18 protein-coding genes are annotated in these 23,545 nt (G+C 49.2%); 8 read left to right on the top strand and 10 right to left on the bottom strand.

Features of this window, described 5'->3' with window-relative positions; genetic code table 11:
• Positions 1-215 precede the first annotated feature (215 nt).
• From tviB to DU002_RS17080, 6 genes are read left to right on the top strand one after another with little or no spacing between them, the layout of a single operon-like run.
• Complete coding sequence (gene tviB / locus DU002_RS17105; RefSeq protein WP_114339666.1) at positions 216-1,496, top strand: Vi polysaccharide biosynthesis UDP-N-acetylglucosamine C-6 dehydrogenase TviB; 1,281 nt, start codon at positions 216-218, stop codon at positions 1,494-1,496.
• A gap of 22 nt (positions 1,497-1,518) precedes the next feature.
• Complete coding sequence (locus tag DU002_RS17100; RefSeq protein ID WP_114339665.1) at positions 1,519-2,151, top strand: XrtA/PEP-CTERM system exopolysaccharide export protein; 633 nt, start codon at positions 1,519-1,521, stop codon at positions 2,149-2,151.
• Positions 2,152-2,178: 27 nt separating this feature from the next.
• Positions 2,179-3,759, top strand: a complete 1,581-nt coding sequence (locus DU002_RS17095) for an XrtA system polysaccharide chain length determinant (protein ID WP_114339664.1) — start codon at positions 2,179-2,181, stop codon at positions 3,757-3,759.
• Complete coding sequence (locus DU002_RS17090; protein WP_114339663.1) at positions 3,759-4,679, top strand: XrtA-associated tyrosine autokinase; 921 nt, start codon at positions 3,759-3,761, stop codon at positions 4,677-4,679. Before DU002_RS17095 ends, DU002_RS17090 begins: the two co-directional genes overlap by 1 nt.
• Positions 4,654-6,234 (top strand): TIGR03016 family PEP-CTERM system-associated outer membrane protein, encoded by a 1,581-nt coding sequence (locus DU002_RS17085; protein WP_114339662.1) that lies wholly within the window; start codon positions 4,654-4,656, stop codon positions 6,232-6,234. The genes DU002_RS17090 and DU002_RS17085 overlap by 26 nt, the downstream gene beginning before the upstream one ends.
• Positions 6,235-6,242: 8 nt before the next feature.
• Positions 6,243-7,388 (top strand): XrtA/PEP-CTERM system-associated ATPase, encoded by a 1,146-nt coding sequence (locus DU002_RS17080; protein WP_114339661.1) that lies wholly within the window; start codon positions 6,243-6,245, stop codon positions 7,386-7,388.
• Positions 7,389-7,393: 5 nt separating this feature from the next.
• Here the strand turns inward: DU002_RS17080 and DU002_RS17075 are convergent, their stop codons facing one another.
• The 3 genes from DU002_RS17075 to galU all read right to left on the bottom strand — a co-directional run bounded on the left by DU002_RS17075 (position 7,394) and on the right by galU (position 14,621).
• On the bottom strand, positions 7,394-11,041 hold the full coding sequence (locus DU002_RS17075; protein ID WP_114339660.1) for a hydantoinase B/oxoprolinase family protein: 3,648 nt from the start codon (positions 11,039-11,041) through the stop codon (positions 7,394-7,396).
• Positions 11,042-11,062: 21 nt separating this feature from the next.
• Positions 11,063-13,300, bottom strand: coding sequence for a bifunctional diguanylate cyclase/phosphodiesterase (locus DU002_RS17070; RefSeq protein ID WP_114339659.1), 2,238 nt, complete (start codon positions 13,298-13,300; stop codon positions 11,063-11,065).
• 430 nt (positions 13,301-13,730) lie between these two features.
• Positions 13,731-14,621, bottom strand: a complete 891-nt coding sequence (galU, locus tag DU002_RS17065) for a UTP--glucose-1-phosphate uridylyltransferase GalU (protein ID WP_114339658.1) — start codon at positions 14,619-14,621, stop codon at positions 13,731-13,733.
• Between the two features lie 234 nt (positions 14,622-14,855).
• On the opposite strand from galU, the gene DU002_RS17060 reads away from it, so the two are divergent.
• Positions 14,856-16,589: a sugar phosphorylase gene (locus tag DU002_RS17060; RefSeq protein WP_114339657.1), complete on the top strand. Its 1,734-nt coding sequence runs from the start codon at positions 14,856-14,858 to the stop codon at positions 16,587-16,589.
• 80 nt (positions 16,590-16,669) lie between these two features.
• Here the strand turns inward: DU002_RS17060 and DU002_RS17055 are convergent, their stop codons facing one another.
• From DU002_RS17055 to DU002_RS17025, 7 genes are all read right to left on the bottom strand, one after another.
• Positions 16,670-17,881, bottom strand: coding sequence for a glycosyltransferase family protein (locus DU002_RS17055; RefSeq protein ID WP_114339656.1), 1,212 nt, complete (start codon positions 17,879-17,881; stop codon positions 16,670-16,672).
• Complete coding sequence (locus DU002_RS17050) at positions 17,874-18,728, bottom strand: HAD-IIB family hydrolase (protein WP_267897014.1); 855 nt, start codon at positions 18,726-18,728, stop codon at positions 17,874-17,876. Before DU002_RS17050 ends, DU002_RS17055 begins: the two co-directional genes overlap by 8 nt.
• 38 nt (positions 18,729-18,766) lie before the next feature.
• The gene (locus tag DU002_RS17045) at positions 18,767-19,735 is read right to left on the bottom strand and encodes a kinase (RefSeq protein ID WP_199405266.1); all 969 of its coding nucleotides are present in this window, start codon (positions 19,733-19,735) and stop codon (positions 18,767-18,769) included.
• Between the two features lie 157 nt (positions 19,736-19,892).
• Positions 19,893-20,216: a hypothetical protein gene (locus tag DU002_RS17040; RefSeq protein ID WP_114339654.1), complete on the bottom strand. Its 324-nt coding sequence runs from the start codon at positions 20,214-20,216 to the stop codon at positions 19,893-19,895.
• An 88-nt stretch (positions 20,217-20,304) separates the two neighbouring features.
• Positions 20,305-20,526 carry a DUF1653 domain-containing protein gene (locus DU002_RS17035; protein ID WP_114339653.1) on the bottom strand — a complete coding sequence of 74 codons (222 nt, stop codon included), beginning with the start codon at positions 20,524-20,526 and terminating at the stop codon, positions 20,305-20,307.
• 6 nt (positions 20,527-20,532) lie between these two features.
• Positions 20,533-21,018 (bottom strand): ribonuclease E activity regulator RraA, encoded by a 486-nt coding sequence (gene rraA, locus DU002_RS17030; RefSeq protein WP_114339652.1) that lies wholly within the window; start codon positions 21,016-21,018, stop codon positions 20,533-20,535.
• 135 nt (positions 21,019-21,153) lie between these two features.
• Positions 21,154-22,773 (bottom strand): alpha-amylase family glycosyl hydrolase, encoded by a 1,620-nt coding sequence (locus DU002_RS17025; protein WP_158538121.1) that lies wholly within the window; start codon positions 22,771-22,773, stop codon positions 21,154-21,156.
• A 240-nt stretch (positions 22,774-23,013) separates the two neighbouring features.
• On the opposite strand from DU002_RS17025, the gene DU002_RS17020 reads away from it, so the two are divergent.
• A complete protein-coding gene (locus tag DU002_RS17020) occupies positions 23,014-23,532 on the top strand; it encodes a phosphatase PAP2 family protein (RefSeq protein WP_114339650.1) in 519 nt (172 codons plus the stop codon).
• Positions 23,533-23,545: the final 13 nt, after the last annotated feature.

Raw genomic sequence — 23,545 nt, 5'->3', positions numbered from 1 at the left:
TATCTTGTCATCTTCCATACTGCAAAAATGTGTTATCAACATGAAAAATATGCAAAAAAAATATTATAACGACTTGTTGTTGCGTATGATTTTGCCACATTCAATGTGTCAAAATGTTGTATTACACGTTAATATAAAGTCGATCGCTACGGCAAGCTTGTCACCAGAGAAAGCCATTCTGTGTTAAATCAAATTGTTATAAGGATGTTAGTAGTATGGGAGTAGTAAAGAAGGATGTTAAAGTTGCAATTATTGGCCTGGGGTATGTAGGTTTACCTTTGGCCGTTGCGTTTAGTCGCTATTATCCGACTTTAGGTTTTGATGTGAGTAGCACTCGTGTTGCGCAACTCGATAACGGCGTGGATGTGACCCAAGAGGTTTCGTCTGCTGACCTGAAATCCTCTACGAATCTTACTTTTAGCTCATCGGTGCAAGACTTAGCTTCTGCGAATTTCTATATTGTCTGTGTACCTACTCCTGTGAATACTCATAAGCACCCCGATATGAGCTTACTTGCTTCAGCTTCCAGTATGGTCGGAAGTGTAGTCAAACCAGATGACATTGTTGTGTATGAGTCGACCGTCTATCCCGGTGCTACCGAAGAGATCTGTGTGCCGATCCTAGAACAAACCTCGGGCCTCACGTTCAACACTGATTTCTATGTTGGGTATTCGCCAGAGCGGATTAACCCTGGTGATAAAGAGCATGGTGTCACTGATATTTTGAAGGTCACCTCAGGTTCAACGCCCGAAGCGGCAGAATTTATCGACTCAGTCTATAGTCAAGTGATTACAGCTGGGACACATTTAGCGCCCTCTATTAAGGTGGCGGAGGCAGCCAAAGTTATTGAGAACACCCAGCGTGATATCAATATTGCCTTGATGAATGAGTTGGCTCAGATCTTTAAACGGGTTGGCATCGATACTCAGGATGTGCTGGCCGCCGCCGCGACAAAATGGAATTTTCTGCCATTTAAGCCTGGATTAGTGGGTGGGCACTGTATTGGCGTAGATCCTTATTACCTGACGCATAAAGCTCAGGAGTTAGGTTATCACCCAGAAGTTATTTTGGCGGGACGACGTATCAATGATGGTATGGGTGCCTATGTTGCGAAAGAAGTGATGTCGCTGATGGCTGGCAAAGGCATTGAAATTGTGTCCGCCAAGGTGTTAGTGATGGGCTTTACTTTTAAAGAGAATTGTCCTGACATTAGGAATACTCGGGTGATAGATGTCGTTAACAAGCTGCTTAACTTCAACATGGAAGTTGACGTTTATGACCCTTGGGCAGATGCTGATGAAATAGCCAAAGAGTACGGTATCTCAGCGATAACCGCACCAGATTCGAATCGTTACGATGCCGTTATTTTAGCGGTGGGGCATAGAGAGTTTATGGCTATGTCGGCCGAGCAGATAGAAGCACTGGGGAAATCTCAATGCGTTATTTACGATGTTAAGTCAGCATTGCCACAGGGGCTTGCTGATGGACGTCTATGAAACAGAGTAAGGAGACTTTGAGATGCTAAAAAGAAGTTTGTGGTTACTGATCGTTTTAGGCTTAACTCAGTTCGGTTGCAGTAGTTCCAACGATAACCAGGTGCTGTCTCACGCAACAGTCCAACCCTCGATGACAACGGATCCTAGTGACTATCAGTATCTGATTGGCGCGGGTGATTCACTGTCGATCTTTGTTTGGGGCAACCCAGATATTTCGGGGCCTGTCACCGTGCGCCCTGATGGCAAAATCACCACCTCTTTGGCTGAAGATTTAGATGCTGCAGGAAAAACCCCGTTCGCATTAGCCCGAGAAATTGAAAAGTCGTTGAAAACTTTTATTCGTGAGCCGCGTGTCACTGTTTCTGTCGGTGGCTTTGTTGGCCCATTTAGCGAGCAGATCCGTGTGATCGGCGAAGCTGCTAACCCACGTGCAATTAACTATCGCAAGCATATGACTCTGCTTGATGTGATGATAGAGGTGGGTGGCCTAACAACCTACGCCGCAGGTAACCGTGCCACCTTGGTTCGTGTGCAGGGAGGGACTCAGCAGACCTTCTCTGTTCATTTAGATGACTTGGTGCGTGATGGCGATATTTCGGCTAATGCTGATGTATTGCCAGGTGATGTGATCATCATTCCCGAAGCTTGGTTTTAGTCAACATAATTAGGTAGGAATGCAGTAATGCAGGATGCATTAGAACTGATTCAAGAGAAGTTGTTTGCTGTGTGGCAAAGAAAGCTGTTTGCTTTGCTGCTGGTTTGGCCAATCTGTATTGGTGGCTGGATATATGTTAGCAACATGCCGGATGTTTATGACGCGCGTGCGCGTATCTACGTTGATACTGAGACTGTTTTGAAGCCTTTATTAGAAGGGTTAACGGTGGAAGCAGACGTTGATACGCAGGTACGTTTGATGTTCAAGAATATTCTGAGTCGTTCCAATTTGGAAAAAGTGGCCCGATTGTCAGACATGGATCTACTGGCGAACGACGAAGATGAGTTCGATGAGTTAATCGCTCAGCTTCAGCGGGATATTAAAACCATCAAGTTGGATAAGAAGCAGAATCTTTACACCTTGATTTATCGAAATCAGGACCCGCGAATGGCTAAGTCGGTGGTCGAGTCGACGATCAATGTTTTTATGGAAGATATTCTCGGCGAAACTCGGATTGAGTCGCAACAGGCGCAGCAATTTCTCGATAAACAGTTGGCAGAGTATGAGCGCCGTTTGGTTGAAGAAGATAGAAAGCTTGCTGATTTTAAACGTCAAAACTCAGGGCTGCTACCCGGTGAGTCGGGTGGCTACTATAACCGTTTAGAGGCCGAAAAACGTGATCTGCAAGATGCAACGTTAGCTTTACGTCAGAAAGAGAGTCAGCTGGCTAATGCAAAACAGACTTTGCATGACTACGAAGCGCAAATGCGTGCGGGTTCTGGCGCCGGTCAAGCGTTTAGCTCGAAGTACGATCAGCGTATTGAATCATTGCAGCAACGGTTAGACGACCTTTCACTGCGTTATACCGAACAGCACCCTGATATTATCGAAACCACCCGTTTGCTTGAGCAGCTTGAAAGGCAGCGTAACGAAGAGTTGCAGAATTCAGCGATGGTTCCATCGGCACAAAGCAGTGGTGATATGGGGTATTACCAGCAACTACAGCTACTGGTGACCACTCTGGAGTCTGAAGCTGTATCGATGCGGATCCAGGTCAGTACATACGACGCGCGAGTGAAAGATCTAGAGCAACTGGTTTACAAAGTTCCAGAAGTTGAAGCCAATTTGCTGGCATTGCGACGTGGCTACGAAATTACTCGCCAAAAGTATGAAGAGTTATTAAGTCGTAAAGAGACCGCTGCATTAGGGCAGCGAGCCGGCGAACAAGCGGATGCGCTTAAATTTAGAGTGATCGATCAGGCCAAAGTATCACCGAAACCGGTAGGTCCGAAGCGGGCATTACTTTATACCATGGTACTCGCCGCTGGTTTTATAATAGCGATTGGCGTACCCATCGTGTTGGGTGAGCTTAACCCAAGAGTATACAGCGCGAGCAGTATAGTAGAGCTGACAGGTATTCCCTTGTTAGGCCAGGTGTCAGACCTTGAGCCTTCGGCACAGTCTCTTTCCGGGCGTTTGCAGGTGGCCAGTGTGGGCTTGAGTGCAGTGATACTGTTATTTATTTATGGCGCAATTATGTTTACCCAAATAGCTTCACAATCTCCGGTGGCATCGAGATTAAAACAGATGGCAGAGGGGGTGCTGTAATGGGGATCATCGAGCGAGCGCTTGAAAAGAAAGCGCAGCAGCAAAACAAATCTGTTTCTGGTGAGCAACCCGTTAATGAAGGTGTTGCCATCGATCCATTGCTGCAAAAACAGCAAAGCCCAGCAGATCAAGCGTTGCCGACTATCTCCTCAGAAGATCAGCAGCCAGTTGCCGAAACTGACAGAGAGCTTGAGCAGCAAGCGGTACAGATTGATATGGATCGCTTACGCGATAAAGGCATGTTAGTGCCTGATCTCGAGCGAAACAGGATCAAAGAGGAGTATCGAGTTATTAAGCGTCGCTTGCTAAATACGGCGTTTAATGTCGCAGGCCCTTTGGCTGATAATGCTAATTTGGTGATGGTCACCAGCGCTAATCCATCTGAAGGCAAAAGCTTTAATGCGATCAATTTGGCGATGAGTATTGCCCATGAGCAAGACCGCACCGTTTTGTTGGTAGATGCTGATGTGGTCAAGCCTTCATTAACCAAAGAGTTAGGTATAGAGCCTCGTCCTGGATTAGTTGATTATCTGTTAGGCAAGGTCGAAGATATTGGTGATGTTATCTGTAATACCAATATCCCGCGCTTGAAAATTATCCAAGCAGGACAGAGCCACCACCTGACGAGTGAGTTGCTCGCGAGTGACAAAATGAGAGCCTTAGTATCAGAGTTGGGTGCTCGTTATCCTGATCGTTTGGTCTTGTTTGATTCTCCTCCTTTACTAGGGGTTACCGAGGCACATGCGATGGCGCAGTTAGCTGGACAAACTGTCTTGGTCGTTTCACAAGGTCGCACTTTGAAGAAAGATGTGCAGGCATGCGTCCCCCTACTGAATCCAGATAGTGCTGTTGGCTTATTAATGAATAGAGCCAAACCCAAGGATAAAAAGTATTATGCCTATGGATATTACAACGGCTAACTGGCCGCTATGCTTACTGTTGACGGCCAGCTCTCTGTCACTCAATGCCGCCGAGTGGCAGGCAGTGCCGAAGATCTATGTTGAAGAGATGTACAGCAGTAACATTGAGCGACAACGCTCAGATGAAACAGAAAGTTTTGTTACTGAAGTCAGTCCGGGTTTTGCGCTACAGGGATTGGGTGCTAATTTCACCGCAGCATTAAACTACGCGCTTACGGGGATCTATTACACCGACGATAGTGATGCTAAAACCTCTTACCATAAAGCTAATGGTAACGTGGCATATTCCCCTTGGCGTCCAGTGACTCTCTATTCTACGGCAAGCTATGATCAAGCGATAACTAACTTGGATCGTGGTTTGTCTGACGATATTGTCTCTAGGCAGGGTAATGTCTCTGATCGACAGCAGTTTGTCGTAGGAACTCGATATTCCAATCAGCATGCAGGTTGGATGGTTGTTGATAGTGATGTTAGCTATCGCTGGGTTAAGGCCGATGATACCGGACCTAATAATTTTGAGAGTACAGAGGGTCACAATATTAGCCTTGATGTGACTCAGGGGGACCGCTGGGATCGGATTTTCTGGGTGGGACAGTATGATGAGATGCGAGAATCTTCCGACAGTGAACCATCGTTGCATACCCGATTTGGAAAAGCGCAGCTGGGGTATTTTGTTTGGCAACACCTCGGCATATATGCCCGCTATAGTTATGACGATAACCAATATTCTAGTGTTGCCGATAATGATCAGACGTTAAAAAGTTATGGGGGTGGTATCCGCTTTTCTACTGGTCCGAAACTTGTTGTCGACCTTGGTTATAACAGTGTGATTGATGGCGATGAACCGGATTATTGGAATGCCAGTGTCAACTGGAATCCGACGCAACTTACCTCATTCTATGCCGATTATGATCGTAGATTCTACGGCGAAAGCTACGCCTTAAGCTTATCCCATGGTACGAAAAAACTGCAAAATTCCATCCAATATACAGAGTCTGTAACGACGTTCAGCCAGTCAGACAACGGCAGTATCGATGCTGATTTATGGTGCCCGCTTGGTGGCGGGGGCAGTTTAAATGATTGTTCTTTTGCACAGCCTAATCAACCGCCTCCCCCAGGACAGGAAGTTGTTAGCGAGTCTTTACCCTATAGCTCGGTAAACAATCAGCCCTATTTAAATAAAATGTGGGTGTGGACAACAGCATTACGCCTGCAAAAAAATACGCTGTTGTTTAATACGTACTACTCTAAGCGAGAATTCGGAGGTCAAGAGCCTGCGCGTTCAGATGAGAAAACTGGCGGTGCAAGTTTAGCCCTTGATACCCGGTTAAACGAACGCTCTAGTTTGGATAATCGGATTGTCTACCGCCGCTTTGAGCGGGAGGCCGAGTCTGGTGACGACACCGAATGGTCTATACGTAGCGCTTACGTTCGTCGGCTTTGGCCGAGTACGTCGGCAAATGTCGCTGCGGAGTACAACACGCGTGATAGCTATAATGGTGGTACTGATTATGACGAAGTTCGCTTACTGGTGGGCATTCGAAGCCAATTTTAGGTGATTAGATGTACGAACATTTTTATGGCTTCAGCGAGAAACCGTTTCAGCTAACCCCGGATCCAAGGTTTTTCTTTGCCAGTGACAGTCATCAACGTGCGATGTCATATCTTCGCTACGGCTTGTCGCAGGGCGAAGGTTTCATTGTTGTTACTGGGCCAATCGGTACTGGGAAATCGACGCTTGTCCGTAATCTTCTGTCTGAGCTAAGTGATAACCGAGTTGTTGCAGCGCAGCTGGTTTCTACTAATCTAGCGCCGGGAGATCTCTTACAACTCGTTGCAGATGCCTTTGGTATTCAGGGAGATTTTCCGACTAAAGCGGGGTTGCTGAAAGCGATTGAGCAGTTCCTTTCCGGAATATATCGGCGGGGACAGCGTGCCTTGCTGGTGGTGGATGAGGCTCAGAATCTGCCTGCTGAGACGGTTGAAGAGTTGCGTATGTTGTCCAATTTCCAACGCAACAATAAGCCGCTATTTCAATCGTTCTTGTTAGGGCAAGAGGAGCTTAAGCAAACGATAGAATCGCCGGGAATGGAACAATTTAGGCAGCGAGTGATAGCTAGTTGTCACTTGGAGGCTCTATCGGAATCGGAGCTGGTTGACTACATAGAACATCGCCTTAGCCGAGTCGGTTGGCAGGGGTGTCCCAAAATTTCTGAACAGGCCATGTTGGCAATCCATGAGGCGACGGCGGGCATTCCGCGTCGTGTGAACTTGTTCTGTGACCGGCTGCTGTTATTTGGCTATCTCGAAGAGTTGGCCGATTTTGATTTGGAAACAGTGCAAGCCGTGGCAAAGGATCTTTATCAAGAGCCTGCCGCGAAGAAGGAGTTAAGCGAACCCGTAGCCGATCAGCCTATGGCTGCCGCTTCTTCTGCTAATAACCCGGTCGCTGGAATTGCGGCTTCACCTTATGTAACGGCGCGGGATGTAGACAAGGTGGCGAATATTGCCACGGTGGCACATTATCTTGACCAGCAATTGGTGGAGAAAGTGGCATTGCTGCGGCAATTAGATGAGCAAATTGCTGCTAAGCGAGAGCAATTGGAGCTGCTGAATGCCAGTGCAGAGGTACCCTCTTCACCACCAGAAGAGGAAAACGTGACAGTGCTTAAACCCGCCGGTGAAATGTCTGAAGTGAGTACCGATTAACTCAGTTATTTTCGGCTTTTTGTCTGGCTAGCAGAGCACGCTTTGCCGGAGCCGCCACCGCCTGGTGTGTGGATAATCAAAGTGTCCCCTTGATTCACTTGTAGCTGGCAGCATCCTGGCAGGCTGCGATGATTGCCACTGTTAGTGATGAGTTCGTTGCGTCCAATAGCCCCCTCTTCACCGCCATTTAGCCCTTTGGGCGCCACTCGCCTGTGGTTGCCAAGCAGTGAGAGAGTCATTGGCTGCAGAAAGCAGAGCTTACGGGTGGCACCATTCCCGCCGCGATAGATACCGTTGCCGCCGGAGTTTTGTCTAATTGAAAACGCTTCAAGACGGACAGGGTAACGGGACTCGAGTATTTCAGGATCCGTCAATCGCGAGTTTGTCATATGGCTGTGTATGGCATCTGTGCCGGAGAATGACAGCCCGGCTCCGGAACCACCACATAAAGTCTCATAGTATTGAAACTCACTATTGCCAAAGGTGAGGTTATTCATCGTGCCCTGGCTTTCCGCCTGTACGCCGAGTGCCCCCAAAATAGCATCAGTGATACATTGAGATGTTTCGACGTTACCGGCCACTACTGCGGCGGGCCAGCGAGGTGACAACACTGAGCGTTCAGGAAGGATAATTTTAAGCGGCTTAAGGCAGCCGACATTGAGCGGAATAGGTGCGTCGACTAATGAGCGAAAAACGTAGAGCACCACCGCTTTTGTGATGGCGGTTGGTGCGTTGAAATTACCTGGCTGCTGTTCGCTGCTACCGCTGAAATCTAAAACGGCTTGCCCCAATTTTTGATCAACCGTGATCGCCACTGAGATAACTGCGCCATTGTCCATTTCCACTTGGTAAGTGCCATTGCGCAGTTTGCCTATAGCCTTTCTTACACACTGCTCGGCATAGTTCTGCACATGCCTCATATAGGCTGCCACCGCAGGTTCACCAAAGTGGTTTAGTGTTCGGGTCAGCTCCATAATTCCGCGCTGATTTGCGGCCAGTTGTGCCTTGAGATCCGCGAGGTTTTGCAGTGGGGTTCGCGCAGGGTATTTTCCTTGCGATAGTGCTGTTAAGAGGGCATCACTTGCCAGCACACCTTGACTGACCAACTTGAAGTTTTCAAATAGGATCCCCTCTTGCTCAATATGAGAGCTTTCGGCTGGCATTGATCCTGGAGTGGTACCGCCGATGTCAGCATGGTGGCCACGACTGGCGACGAAGAATTGGATCTTGTCGCCCCGCTGATTAAACAGCGGCGTGACCACTGTGATATCGGGGAGATGGGTGCCACCGTGGTAGGGGCTGTTAAGCATGATGCTATCACCTGGCTTAAGTCGCCCATGATTCTGCGCAATGACACTGCGAACGCTTTCACTCATCGAGCCTAGGTGTACCGGCATGTGCGGGGCATTAGCCACCAGATCACCATGACTATCAAACACGGCACAGGAAAAATCGAGACGTTCCTTAATGTTCACCGAGCTGGCGGTTTGTTGTAGCGTTGTCCCCATCTGTTCAGCGATGTGCATGAACAGGCTGTTGAACAGTTCTAGCATGATGGGATCAGGGCTGGCGCTGGTATCGATATCCTCATTTTTAGCCAATTGCACTACCCGCTCAAGGATCAGACCATCATCATTGCTGACGCGGGCTTGCCATCCGGGCTCAATCACCACTGTAGTGGCCGGCTCCAAAATAATCGCAGGACCGGCAAGTGTGGCGCCTGAACTGAGCCCTGTTCGTTCGTAGAAGGGGGCTTGCTGCCATATGCCATCCATAAACACTGAACGCGTGGTGATAGCGCAAGGCTGGGTACGGGTCAATGCGCATGGGGAATCGTCAGCACTAGGCTGCGAGGCGTGTTGCCGGTTTGCGGCTGAGGCTTCCACTTGCACCCCGCTAATGATTAACGGCGAGTCCTGGGTGAAGCCAAATTGCTGCTGGTGTTTGTGGCGAAAGGCGGCGGTCATGCTGTCTGTATCCGCCAACTCAATTTCGATCTGGGTGTCTGACCCTTGGTAGCGTAGATTGACGCTGTTGCGACATGAGATATCTGCAGCGGCAATGTGCTGGCGCGTGAGCGCGGTAATAGCTTCTTCGACTTGGTGATGAAATAAAGCTTGCAGCGCTTCTTGATTGAAGTCGTCCAAGGGGCGTTCGATAGTTTGCTGTTGTATGTGGCTGACGCTTGCCAAACCCATCCCGTAGGCGGACAACACTCCAGATAGGCGATGCACAAAGACGGAGCGAATACCTAGTTGATCTGCGACCAAGCAAGCATGCTGAGCGCCGGCGCCACCAAAGCAGGCGAGCGTAAACTGCCCTACATCATGCCCCTGCTGCGTGGATATCTTCTTAATGGCGTTAGCCATGTGGTTTACGGCGAGCCGTAACATGCCTGACGCTATCTGTTCTGGACGGGAAGCTGAGCCCTTGGCTGCTGAGACTTGATTTGCCAAGCGTTGAAAATCGTTTTTTACCTGGTTGATATCTAGTGCTTGCTGGCCATCTTTGCCGAATAAAGCAGGAAAGAAGTCGGGTTGGATTTTTCCCAACAAGACATTGATGTCTGTAACCGTGAGGGGGCCACCATTACGATAACAGGCTGGGCCGGGATAGGCGCCCGCAGATGCCGGACCAACGGTGAGTCGTGCCCCATCGAAAGCGAGTATAGAGCCGCCACCAGCCGCAACCGTATGGATCTTCATCATAGGAGCACGCATTCGCACCCCGGCTACTTCAGTTTCGAAACTACGCTGATACTCACCATTAAACAGTGAGACATCGGTACTTGTGCCACCCATGTCAAAGCCGATGATCTGACTAAAACCGGCCTTTCTTGCGGTCTCCACCATCCCTACGACGCCGCCTGCAGGCCCTGAAAGTATCGCGTCTTTGCCCTGAAAACTGTGGGCGTCGGTCAGTCCGCCGCTACTTTGCATGAACTGCAATGGGCAGTGACCCAACGTTTTTTCGATACGATCAACATAGCGGCGAAGAATGGGAGAGAGGTATGCATCAACAACCGTTGTGTCGCCACGACCAATCAATTTTATCAGTGGACTGACCTGATGTGAGACCGAGATCTGCGTGAAGCCTACCTGTTGAGCTATTGCGGCTATCTGCTGTTCGTGATCTGGGTAGCGATAGGCGTGCATCAATGCGATGGCGACTGCTCGTATACCTTGTTGGTGAAGCGCTGTTAATTGCGCTAACACTCTTTTTGTATTGAGTGGAGAAATTAGCTCGCCATTGGCAGCGACACGTTCTTCAACTTCGACCACCTGCTGATAGAGGGCGGCTGGACGCTTTATTTGTAATGAAAACAGGTCTGCGCGGTGCTGGTAACCGATCTTGAGCGCATCAGCGAACCCTTGAGTAATGAGCAGTGCGGTCGCTTCGCCTTTACGTTCTAACAGTGCATTGGTGGCAACGGTGGTGCCCATTTTGACGGCATCAATAGCGACACCTTGCAGTTGGTGCAGCGCTGTTAAACCCAGTAGATCTAGGATCCCCTGCAGCGCAGCATCTTCATATTGGGTGGGGTTTTCTGACAGCAACTTGTGTTGGTGATTATTGCCATGGGGATCAAGGGCGACAATATCCGTGAATGTGCCGCCGCGATCGATCCAAAATTGCCAGCCGTTTGCGTGCATAAGTAATCTAACGGCTACTTGCTAAGGTTTGCTAAGGAAGTTGACCAAGTCCGCAAAGGGCATTGGTCTGGCGTAGAGGAAGCCTTGTGCTTCATCGCAACCAATCTGGCGCATATGTGCCGCTTGAGCTTCGGTTTCTACGCCTTCACACACCGTCGTTAGCTTCAACTTCTTACCTAGTGCAACGATGGTTTCGGCAATGATAGCTCCTTGAGCATCATCGACAGCAGTGACGAAGGCGCGGTCGATTTTAATCCGGTCTAATGGCAGTTGTTGCAGATAACTGAGCGAAGAAAAGCCTGTACCAAAGTCATCAATAGAGACTTTGACGCCTGCGGCTCTGAGTTTTCCAAGGGTGTCGATGACTACGGCTGGGTCATCCATCACCACACTTTCGGTGATCTCTAATTCTAGACATGCCGGCGCCATCTCTAGTTGCGCTAAGGTATTAATTACCGAATCGAGAAAACCAACGCTACGGAATTGCTGCATGGAGACGTTAACGCCAACAGTGAGTTCTTCGAATCCCTGTTCCTGCAGCTCTTTTAGTTGCCGCAGCGATTCCTCCAATACCCAAGCACCGATATCAACAATCAGGCCTGAATACTCTGCTAACGGGATAAACACAGCGGGTGAAATATAGCCGCCTTCGCCATCAGGCCAGCGCAGCAGCGCTTCCATGCCTGAGACTTTCAGATTAGCTAAGGAAAGTTGTGGCTGATACCAGACCTGTAATCGGCGTTCAGAAAAATCATGCCGCAGTGAGCGGATCATATTCAGGCGATCAGAGGTCGATGTTTCCAGAGACTGCTCATAGTAGGCATATTTCTCACTCAGATTCTTTTTCGCTAAGTTGAGTGCAATATAGACCTGCTTGAGTAGGTCAAGTCCTCGGCCAGATGCTTGTGGCTGGCAGCAAAAGCCCATGGCGGCTTTAATTGGCAGCATATGTTCGCCAGCATGGAATGGATGATTGAACACTGACAATAAGCGATCGGGTGTCACTATCTGTTCACTACCGATAATGCCAAACACATCTGAGCTGACGCGAGCGACAGTGCAGCTCTCGCCCAAGGTTTGCGATAGTCTTTCTGCCACAGCTTTGAGCAGTTGGTTGCCCGCTTCTTGTCCTAAGCCGTCGTTAATATCGGAAAATTGGTTGAGATCGACCAGCGCAACCACTTGGTCTTTACCCGCGGTGGTGATAAAGCCGTCCAAGCATTGAATAAAGCCGGCACGATTAGGCAGTCGGGTCAGCTCGTCAGTATAGGCTGCATGTTGCAGGCGCTGGAACAGGCTGACGTTTTCATATCCGACCCCAATGTTGCCGAGAAACACTTCCAAAAGGTTGCGGTCGATTTGTGCCAGCGGACGTGCGGAATCGATATAAATAGCGGCTTCGTAGTCGCTACTGGCGATAAATAATGCGGTATCGTCTTGTTCGTATTGATGGGCTTTTTCGTTTAAACAGCTTTCTACCAAATTGGCGATATGCTGGCTTGGGAGATCTTGCAGTGGCTGATTAACGAAGGGAGCAAAATCGCCAGCAGCACCTAAGACATAAATACTATTATCTGGTGTATCTTCTTCACTGCTGAATTGACCGCGCCGCGCGCACAACACACCTTCTGGCTCAACACCTAGCACCGAGGCAAGTTGGGTCAGTACGCCTTCCGCGAAGCCCTTCATTGCATGGTGTTCCATCAAATTGGCACTGGATTTGATAATCATCTCCAGGCCGCGACGACTTTGGTTGAGCATTCTTATCTGATGATAGGAACGCACAGCAGTGATAATGGAGGTGACTAAGCGATTGCGGGTGAGCTCGGTTTTGGTCTTGTAATCATTGATATCATAATCTTTGATCACTTGCTCTTCCGGTGCGTAACCCGGTTGTCCGGTACGCAGAATGATACGTACCTCATCTTGTTTTAAATCATCGCGTATATAGCGAGCAAGCTGCAGGCCGGCATCGTCATTTTCCATTACTACGTCAAGCAGCACGATAGCGATATCTTGTTCATGCTGGAGCAGTTCTTTGGCTTCATCGGCGGAATAGGCGTGCAGAAACGCAATGTCTCGGTCAAAAATGGTGAGACCATTGAGGGCGAGCTGAGTGACGGCATGTATCTCATGATCGTCATCGACGATTAGAATACGCCATTTTTCCAGTTCAGGGCCGTCTGAACCAACTAACTCTTCATCATCTGCGAAGAACAGTAGCTCATCATTATCCATTTCCTGATTATCTGCGGTCATATAGCCTGATGACACCCTTTGCACTTCAGAAGACAATCTTTTTTACGCTGATAAGTTAAGTATCAACATCTTGTACCATTTAACAATAGTCATAAGGTAAAACCTAGGCACAAATAACAATGTTCAGCGACACAAGGTTCGCAACTGTGCATTAAATCGCCCTTTGCTGGGCAGTCTAAAGCCTCAATGGCGTGTTTCTCCGTTTTTCGTCTGGTCTTTAACCATAGCGTGTTTCTTCGTTTTCATCCTCTCCGTTGCGCTAAACAAACGTAGGGATCAAACTTTATGGTTGGCTGGGGGAAGGTTGGAAACTGTTGTTCATCGAGGGGGGTAGCCTGTGGCCATAAAAAAAGCCACTTATCTCCCCTTTAGTTAGGCCCTGTCGGAGATAAGTGGCAACCTGGAGCTGGTTTCTTTAACGAAGAAATCTTTAGGCGCTTTCGGCCTCTTTATCTGGTTTGCTGGCGGTGAGAGGAGTGACTTTCTTTGCCGCCTCTTCCGCTTTGTAGACATGTTGGTAAACGTGATTTGTGGCTTCAATAAAGCCATCTACACTGCCGCAGTCAAATCGGGTGCCGCGGAATTTGTACGCCAGTACACAACCATCTTTTGCCTGTTTAAGAATGGCGTCGGTCAATTGTACCTCGCCATTTTTACCGGGGGGGGTCTCTTTAATCAGGTCAAAAATATCGGGTGTTAGTATGTAGCGACCAATAATGGCTAAGTTGGACGGTGCATCTTCGGGTGCTGGCTTCTCTACCATATCTTCAACACGGAACAAGCCATCTTTCATCTCGGTACCTTTGATGACACCGTACTTGTAGGTTTCATCCATCGGTACTTCTTCGATGGCGACAATAGAGCAACGGAACTGGCGATACAGTTTCACCATCTGGCTCAAAACGCCGTCGTCCTCGCCAAGACAGAGATCATCGGCCAATACCACCGCAAACGGTTCATTACCTACCAAGGTTTCTCCGGAAAGAATGGCATGGCCAAGCCCTTTCATGTGGTTCTGGCGGGTGTAGGAAAAATCGGTGGTTTCGATCAGCGTGCGTATATCAGTAAGAAATGCTTCCTTCGATGTACCGGCGATCTCATTTTCGAGCTCATAACTAATATCGAAATGATCAGCGATAGCGCGCTTACCTCGTCCGGTGACGAAGCCTATTTGATCCAGACCAGCGTCAACGGCTTCCTCAACACCGTATTGCACCAACGGCTTGTTCACGACGGGGAGCATCTCTTTTGGCATTGATTTGGTTACCGGTAAAAAGCGTGTGCCGTAGCCCGCCACCGGAAATAAACATTTGCGTATCATATGTGACACTCCTGAAACTAAACTTTGTGATAAAGACACAGCAAACAGGATGCCAAGTTAAAATATTTTTATGATTGGCACAGCGAATGCTATGTCTATACGGTGTTTTCACAGGGATTGAGGATATCTACCTCTGACCGCTAAAGGGTGAAGAATAGAAGCCAACTTGCACCAGGATTTGATACTAAAGGGGTAAGTTTGCACCATAATAGAGCAATCTCAGGAGGTGAACCGATGGCAGATCAGCGAACATTGGCGACGTTGTCAGAGATCTTGTCCCAACGTTTACAGCGGATCTATGGCAGTGACGATTGCTTAGCAAAGCTGATGCTTAAGATTGAGGCGCGAACGGCAGCGTACCAAAGGACGAGAAAAGGGCGATGGGATGAGTCAGATATTATTCTTATCACCTATGGCGATAGCTTATTGCAAGAGGGTAAGCGGCCGCTGCAGGTATTGAATCAATTTCTGCGTCAGCATTTAGCCGACACTTTCTCTGCCGTGCATATCTTACCGTTTTTTCCCTACAGCTCAGATGATGGTTTTTCAGTGATCGACTATCGGGCTGTGAACTATAAGCTCGGTACTTGGGACGACGTTGCTCAGATTGCGCAGTCTTTCGACTTGATGGCGGATCTGGTGTGTAACCATACCTCCCGTCAGAGCCTTTGGTTCATTGATTTCATTAATGGTGAGGGGGAAGGCAAGGAGTTTTTTGTCGAGTCGGATCCTGATGCTGATTACAGCTCGGTGATTCGGCCCAGAACCAGCCCGCTAATAGTGGATGTTTATACCCGTCAAGGGGTGAAGCATGTCTGGGCCACTTTCAGTGATGATCAGATCGATCTGAATTTTGCTAATCCAGATGTACTGATCGAGATGATCGATATCTTGCTTGAGTATATCGTCAAGGGGTCTCGTTACATTCGCCTCGATGCCGTGGCCTTTTTATGGAAAACCCTAGGCAGTAAATGTGTTCACCTACCCGAAACCCATGAAGTGGTGAAGCTGATGCGGGATATCTTCCGTTGGTTGGATCCAGGGCTGGTTCTTATCACGGAAACTAACGTGCCTCACGAAGAGAATATTAGCTATTTTGGCAGTGGCGATGAGGCACAGATGGTGTACAACTTTGCTTTGCCACCGCTGATCCTACACGGCTTGAACCGTGGTAATGCCAGCTATCTCACGCGTTGGGCGCGATCACTACCTGCTTTTCCTGCCGGTTGCTGCTTTCTAAATTTCACCGCTTCCCATGATGGTATTGGTGTCCGGGCGGTCGAAGGGATCATTCCTAAGCATGAAATAACCGATTTGATTGAATCTGTGCATCAGTTCGGTGGCTTTGTCAGTATGAAAGCTAACGGTGATGGTACAAAAAGTCCGTACGAACTGAACATCTCGTTATTTGAAGCGCTTCAGGGAACGCGGAATGGGCCAGACACTTTTCAGATCTCGCGATTCTTGTGTGCGCAAACCATTATGCTATCGCTGCAAGGGATCCCTGCCCTATATATCCATAGTTTGACTGCAACACCTAACGATTTGGAGCAGGTCGAGCTAACGGGAAGGACACGTTCAATTAACCGCCATAAATGGCAAAGTGATGAGTTAAACGGGCTGTTGTGCGATCCGGCCAGTGACCAGTCGCGGATTTTTTCAGCACTCACTGAGATCATTAAGATCCGGCGCAGTCATCATGCGTTTAGCCCCGACGCTTCTCAGGAAGCATTGGTGTTATCAGATACCTTGTTTGCCATTATCCGCTGTGATCCGCACTCCGGGGAGCAGATCCTTTGTATACATAACCTAACAGCCTACCCCCATGAGGTGCATGGCATTGAAAAAATACCGCAGCAATTCACTGCCGCGGGCTGTGATGAATTGTTAACGGGAAAAACAGTGGCGCTGCATGAATTCGAATTGGCACCGTACCAATGTGCTTGGTTGGTGCCTAGTATGGAATAGCTGAACGATTACGATTGCTTCATAAAAAAACGCCCGCAATATGCGGGCGTTCTATTTAGCACCTTGTGAGTGTTTATCGCTTAGCTGTTGTCTGCTTCTACTGCATCGTAGAGGCGGTCAAGAAAATCAGGAACAGCACTGGTGATCCGGTTCCAGCTGGGGATAAACGGTGTTGCTGATGGATTGGCGAGGAATGCTTCGCCCGCTTCAGTTATGCACTTGGCAAATAGCTCCACCGCTTCCTCTTCTGCATGGCGATCCAAGGTCAAGCCATTGATCTTGGCATCGTTGTAATAGTTTTCGATAAAGTCGAGTGCCGACCTAAAGTAGGTGGCCTTCAGGCTACGAAACGCGCCAGAATTAAACACATGCCCTTGCGTGGCCAGCTTGCGCATCATCGCTTTTGCAATATCTGTTGCCATTTTTGCCAGTCCGGCATCATGGTTGTCGATGGAGAGATCTTGATGCTTGTGATCATACACATCGGCGATATCGACTTGGCACAATCGGTTCGTATTGTAGTTACGATAGACTTCTGAGAGTACACCGATTTCCAGTCCCCAATCGCTTGGGATGCGGAGCTCGCGTAGCACATCCGCCTGCATTGAGAACTCCCCAGCGAGGGCGTAACGGAAGCTATCCAGGTACTCCAGATAGTCGTCGTAACCACAGATTTTTTTCAACGCTTTGATCAGTGGGGTAACCAACAGGCGGCAGACGCGACCATTGAGCTTGCCATCGGACCAGCGTGAGTAGTAGCCCTTACAAAATTCATAGTTGAATGATGGATTGGCCACTGGATAGATCAAACGTGCGAGCATCTCCCGCTGATAGGTGACGATATCGCAATCGTGCAGTGCTACAGCCTTACCGCGACCGGAAGCGAGTACATAGCCAAAGCAATACCAGACGTTACGTCCTTTCCCTGGCTGCTCCGGGGCTAAGCCTTTGTCGACCAGTAGCTGATCTAACGCGCGCAGCCTTGGTCCATCGTTCCATAGGATCCTATGGTGTTGTGGTAGACGGGAAAAGTACTCCTTGGCATGTTCAAACTCCTCTTTTGAGGCGCGGTCGAGACCAATAACCACTTCATTGAGGTAGGTGGCTCCTTTGAGCTCCTCGACAATATTGTCCAATGCCGGCGCTTGAAGCTCCGAATAAAGAGACGGCAATACCAGTGACATAGGGCGTTGACGAGAGAAGCTGGCCAGCTCCTGCTCTAACTCATCCAGTGGCCGCTGTGTGAGATTATGAAGTGTGGTCACCAGACCGTTCTGGTAAAAATCAGCCATGCATGAATTCCTTCTCAGGTAGTGAATTTATAATGTCTAATATCAGTGGGTACATTACTGCGTCCCAGCCTTCAGGGCCTTGCTGGGATGCAAACTTTATCTGCTTGCCCACAGGGCTTAAGCGTTGATTTTTGGCATCGGGGATAACCACGCCAATGTCAGCACGTTCAAGCATGCATAGGTCATTTTGGCTGTCACCCAAGGCGACTGTGATCTGTTTGAACTGTGCATATTTTCTTGCGAAATGGGGTTGCAACCAATCCAGTGCAGTGCTTTTGTCTACGTGCCCCATCACATGCAAGAAGCGCCCACCTTTGAGTACTTTTAAGCCAAGGGGCTTGAGTTGCAGCTTTAACTGCGTCAATGCGGCGTCACTGTCTTGCCATAACATCGGCTCACTGGCCTGTCGGCGTTTCGCCATCTGGGCATCCGCCAGAGGCAGTGAAGTACAATCTGCCACGTCGGCATCAGACATATCGGCAAAGCCGGTAAATTGATAGCCGTGCTGCTTGCGAAGTTGGTGCAGCACCTTAATGATGTTGCTGTAGTTGGGGCCTAGATTTTGGATGAAATAGCGCTGCTCACCAGCGTAAAGCTGGGTCGACAACATGCCGTCAAGCCAGACAAAATAATTTGCTGGTATACAGATGGCGCTGCCATTTTCGATGATAAATGGATGATGATTATCGAGCTGGTGGCGCAGGCTTATCACTTCCGAAAACGTTTTACTGGTATTAAGGAGCAGGGGGAAATTAGCGCTTGCCAGTAGTGCCAGAGAGCGTTGCGCAGCTGCAAAACTGTAATTGTGATGATCTAGCAGTGTGCCGTCTAGATCGCTATAGACGATCAGTTGGGCTTGGGGACTAACGATAAATCACCTCCTCATTAGCAAAGCATTTTGTTTATTTGCACCTTATCGATACCGTGGCTTTCGTTGAGGTGAAAACAGATGTCAGCCAAATCGGGTAAGGTTTTCAGTGCGTGATTAGTCAGTCGCTGATAATGCATCAGAAAACGAGCTAAGCTCTCTTCGTCCATCACGCCAGCCTGTTTTCCGGCTTTCGCCTGAAGCTGTTGTTCTTGCTGACCACGCCATTGTTTAACAGCGTTTAGGTCTGGCACTTTCAGCATTAATAGGGCGTCAATACGGGCGAATAGCGTTTGGTATGGACCAGCTAATTGCTGATTAACATAGCGCCGCCACTGGCCATCAGCATCCTCTTCACGTTCGAGGGCGTTCATTGGGATCGCCAGAGAAGCTTCGCTTTGGGCGGGGGTGCCGACACACCAACCTTCAAAAATAACCAAGTCCACCGGGCCTTCACAGGTCTGCCAAGCTTCCATGGGATCGCAATCATCAACCGCTTTGTTAAAGCTGGGTAGATAGGTCGCTTCGTTCGCCCGTAACGTACGTAAACGGTTGAGCAGTTCGAGACCTGATGCCACATCATGGGTGCCAGGCACGCCGCGGGTTGCCAATAGTGGATGCTGATTGCGAGCTAATACATGACGGCTACGCTTACTGAGGTAGAGGTCATCAACGGAGAAGCCAACGGTACGCAGATCAAAACCCTGCTCCATCACCAGCTTGAGGAAATGGCACAAGGTTGACTTACCGCTACCCTGACCACCGTTGACACCGAAAACATAGCAAAGCTTGCCTTGGAGTAGGCGTTGACGAGATATCCACTCACCTAACGGCAGATAGATTTGCGGGAGTAGCTCTCTGTAGCTATCAGGCAACTGAAGTTGCTCACACAACTCGTTAAATGGCTGTGTGAGCTTATCAAGCAACGCTTGTTTGCGTTCCTCAGTCAGAGGAGTGTCTGGCCACAATGGTGATGCTGGCATCATCTTCCTTACATTGCACCACTAAGGTGCGTCGAGATCGGCTCATGATTCATCACGTTCGATATTGGTGCGATTATCCAACTATCGAATGATTATAGTGATTGATTGCAGTTTGAGTGCCAGCTTGTTACCGGTGTGCTGATTTAGCTCACAAAAAAATCTATACAGCGTTCAGTAGCATGGTGCCGGTTTCAGTCATTCCCATTTGCACAAGATAGCTGATTGCGACGATACCTGCTGCCAAATACCATTTAGCATCAAGCACCAAGGTAAACAGCAACGCTGACGCCCCCAAAATCGCCCCAGCAGAGGACCACTCTGGCAGTGCGATCAGGCTAACTAACTCTGTCATGCTGCAACACACACCTGCGGCGACGATACAAGGAAAAACCGTGCGGCGGCCAGCTTGGAGTAGATTTGCAGTGAGAAATATAGGGATAAAATAGAGGCATCCAATGATGGTTGCTTCCAATACTGCACCCATAACAGCATCTCCTTAAATCATTCTTTAAACGTGCATCCGTGTTAGATGACCGACCACTTTAAGGAAATTAGCGTCAACGCCAAGTTGCTCATTCGACGGGTGTGAAGCGCGCCACTGTTTTATTTTGATGGCTGACTTTTTCTGTGAACATGGCAAGCGGTCTCACCCATAACTGCTGTTCTCCGTAAAGCGGTCGGTAGAGCACCATCCACTCTTCGGTTTCACTGTGACGGGCGAGATCGATTACCTGATACTCGCCACCTTTAAAGTGGCGATACCGTCCGGGGCGGAGTTCTGGAGTGTTGTTCAACGAGGGTTATTCTATGTCGAGAGGCTCGGCAGATAACAGCACGCCTGTGGTGTCGGCGTAAAGGTGATCTTCCGGTAGAAAAGTCACACCGCCAAAATTGACTGCTACGTCAACTTCACCAATGCTCTCGCCGTCTGCGCCAACAGGAATAGACGCCAGCGCCTGTACGCCTAGCTCAAATTCACCGACGGCATCGACATCGCGAATACAGCCATAAACTACCAAGCCTTCCCAGCCATTATCGGTCGCCGTTTCGGCAATCTCTGCATCCACTAGCGCTCGGCGTAATGAGCCGCCGCCATCGATTAACAGCACGCGTCCGCTACCATCTTCCTGCACCGCGTCGCGGATTAAGCCGTTGTCTTCAAAACATTTAATGGTGGTGACCTGACCACCGAAGGAGCTGCGTCCTCCGTAGGATGCAAACATGGGTTCTACCACATCGACGGAATCGAGATAGATATCGCACAGTTCCGAGGTGTTGTATTCCATAACTGTCTCCTTGATTGATAACGGCTTTTTAGCTCGAGGCTTGCTTAACGACAAAGAGTATAAGCGCCTTTCTAGTGCAAAGCGATCTCCGTGTTGCAATGCTCGCTAACTATTTGATTTAACGCAGCTGCTGTTTCACTCGCAGGGCTGCGCTAATGTCGCTGTTTGTGGCGGTAAATTCACCGTCGTCGGTAAAGTCCCGGCAAGGAGGCTGTTGGGATAGCTGTCGATAATCTGCCAGCAGCTATCGGTCAGTGTCAGTTCAACGGGCTGCGAGCTGTAGTTCAGTAATACTAGACGTACGTCATCATCAAGTGTTCGGGTAAACGCAAAGATCCGTTTATCGGTGACTTCAACCGCTTGGTAGTCGCCGCTCTGCAAGGCTGGCTGCAGATTACGTAACTGGATCCAGTGACGGTAGTGCTTGAGTAATGAGCTCGGTTGTTCAAGCGCGGCAGCAACGTTATGCGTCGCGACATTATTAGCGACGGCTCGAAATGGTGTGCCGGTGGTGAAGCCTGCACTGTTGGCGTCATCAGTCCAACTCATCGGGGTTCGTAATCTGTGGTCGGGATCCGGATCGGTGATGTCGAGGCTATGACCTATCCCTATCTCTTCACCGTAGTAGATAAAAGGTGTGCCAGGCAGGGTCAGCAGCGTTGCTGCAGCCATGCGATAGCTACCCTCGTCGCCCTTTAGTTGCTCCATGATTCGGCCGCCAGCGAATGAATCGTGGTTGGCTAACAGCGTGGCCAGTTGCGCCATCGGTGCATTCTCTAGTCGATCCTTCATGCGTTGCTTGGTTTTGCCAAATTTAGCACTGGCAAGAATGGCGCCTTGTAGACCGAAATAGAACGCACTACCACAAGATTCTGCGGTGGGCATGGGGCCATCCGGATTTTCGCAAACCATATAGCGATTGGGATATTCCATCACGATCGGACGGATGCTATCGGCGAGGAAGCGGTGATTGTCTGGCTGATTGAGCATGGCGCTGCTGCCGTTTTCGAACAGCGTGCCGACGGCGTCGAAGCGGAACCCATCGACCCCTAAATTAAGCCAGTAACGTAAGTTGTTTTGGTGGAAGCTGACTACCTCGGGATGACGCAGATTAAAATCGGGCATTTGATCCCAAAAAATACCGTAATAGAAACCGTCAGTTCCGGCATGCCAGGTTTCGTTGCCCCCCCAGTTCGGCCAGTGTTGAAAATCGTCACGCCAAATATACCAATCACGTTTACCCGCTAGATGTTTATCTGAATCGAGGAATAGTGGATTCTGTGCAGCGCTATGATTAATTAGGTAATCAATGATCACCCCGATGCCTCGGCGGTGGGCCTCGTTTAGGAAGTGCTTGAAGTCGTCCAAACTGCCGTAATCGGGTTCAACTTTGCGATAGTCTGTTACTGCATAGCCATGATCGCGATCCTGACTTTGCATCATTGGCATCAACCAGATCCCTTTTATTCCGAGATCTTGCAGGTAATCGAGGCGTGAGGTCAGGCCATTAAAGTCGCCAATACCATCACCATCATTGTCCTGATAGCCCCGAATGTAGATCTCCATAAACACCGCGTGTTTCTGCCAATCGGCAGGCAGTCCGCTATCGTTTAACTCAACGGCTATCGGGCTCAGATCAAGGGCATCACTTAAGCCTGGGGTGTCTGGATCTGCCGGTGCCTGCTGGCAAGCGGTTAGGCTGAGCGCCAATAACGCTGAGCATCCAAATGAGGAGAGTGAAGTGATGTTTTTCATGCTGCAGCGATCCTGTCGTGAATTGAGTTGAGCATGCGCTTTACCGTTGTTGGCGGCAACGAAGTTACCGCCTGAGTATGAATCAACGCACAAAATAAGTTTCAGAAAAACGACTCGATGCCGGAGCCATCGATTAGTGCCAGCCCTCGTCAATTGGTTGAAATATAGCCTTCTTGTTTCTGTCATGTTGTTGTCATTGATTCACCTTAGCTTGGCACCTAACTTAGTTGGAGGTGCCTCATGAACATATTGAGTCTGAAGCAACTTGATGAGCAGTTATTTCTTCGCCTTTCTGGCGCTAATCGTTGGCCTGGTCTGGTCACTGCCTGTCGTTACTTATCGAGAACCGGTGATGGTTATTGGTATCCGCTTGTCGGGCTGATGGCTTGGTGCTTATTCCCTGAGCGCGGTACCGCCTTTCTGATCGCCACCTTGACCGCTTTTCTTATTGAGCGACCGATCTATTGGCTGTTGAAAAATGGCTTTAAACGTAATCGTCCTGCCCAAGCCAATCTCGGTATCGCTGCCGTGGTAACCCCTTCCGATAAGTTTAGTTTGCCCTCTGGCCATACGGCCGCGGCGTTTGTGATGGCGACCATGTTGAGTACATTTTTCGCAGAGATTCAGTGGCTGGCCTATGGCTGGGCGTGCTTGGTGGGTTACTCCCGCGTGATGCTAAGAGTGCACTTCCCGGCGGATGTCGTCTGTGGCGCACTGCTGGGTATAACGGTCGCAACAGCGGTTATTTCACTGGTGTAGTACAGCCTGTAAG

This window comes from Corallincola holothuriorum, assembly GCF_003336225.1.
GTDB classification, from domain to species: Bacteria; Pseudomonadota; Gammaproteobacteria; order Enterobacterales; family Neiellaceae; genus Corallincola; species Corallincola holothuriorum.
The sequence above is the reverse complement of the archived record's forward strand: the minus strand, read 5'-3'. Positions and strand labels throughout refer to the sequence as shown.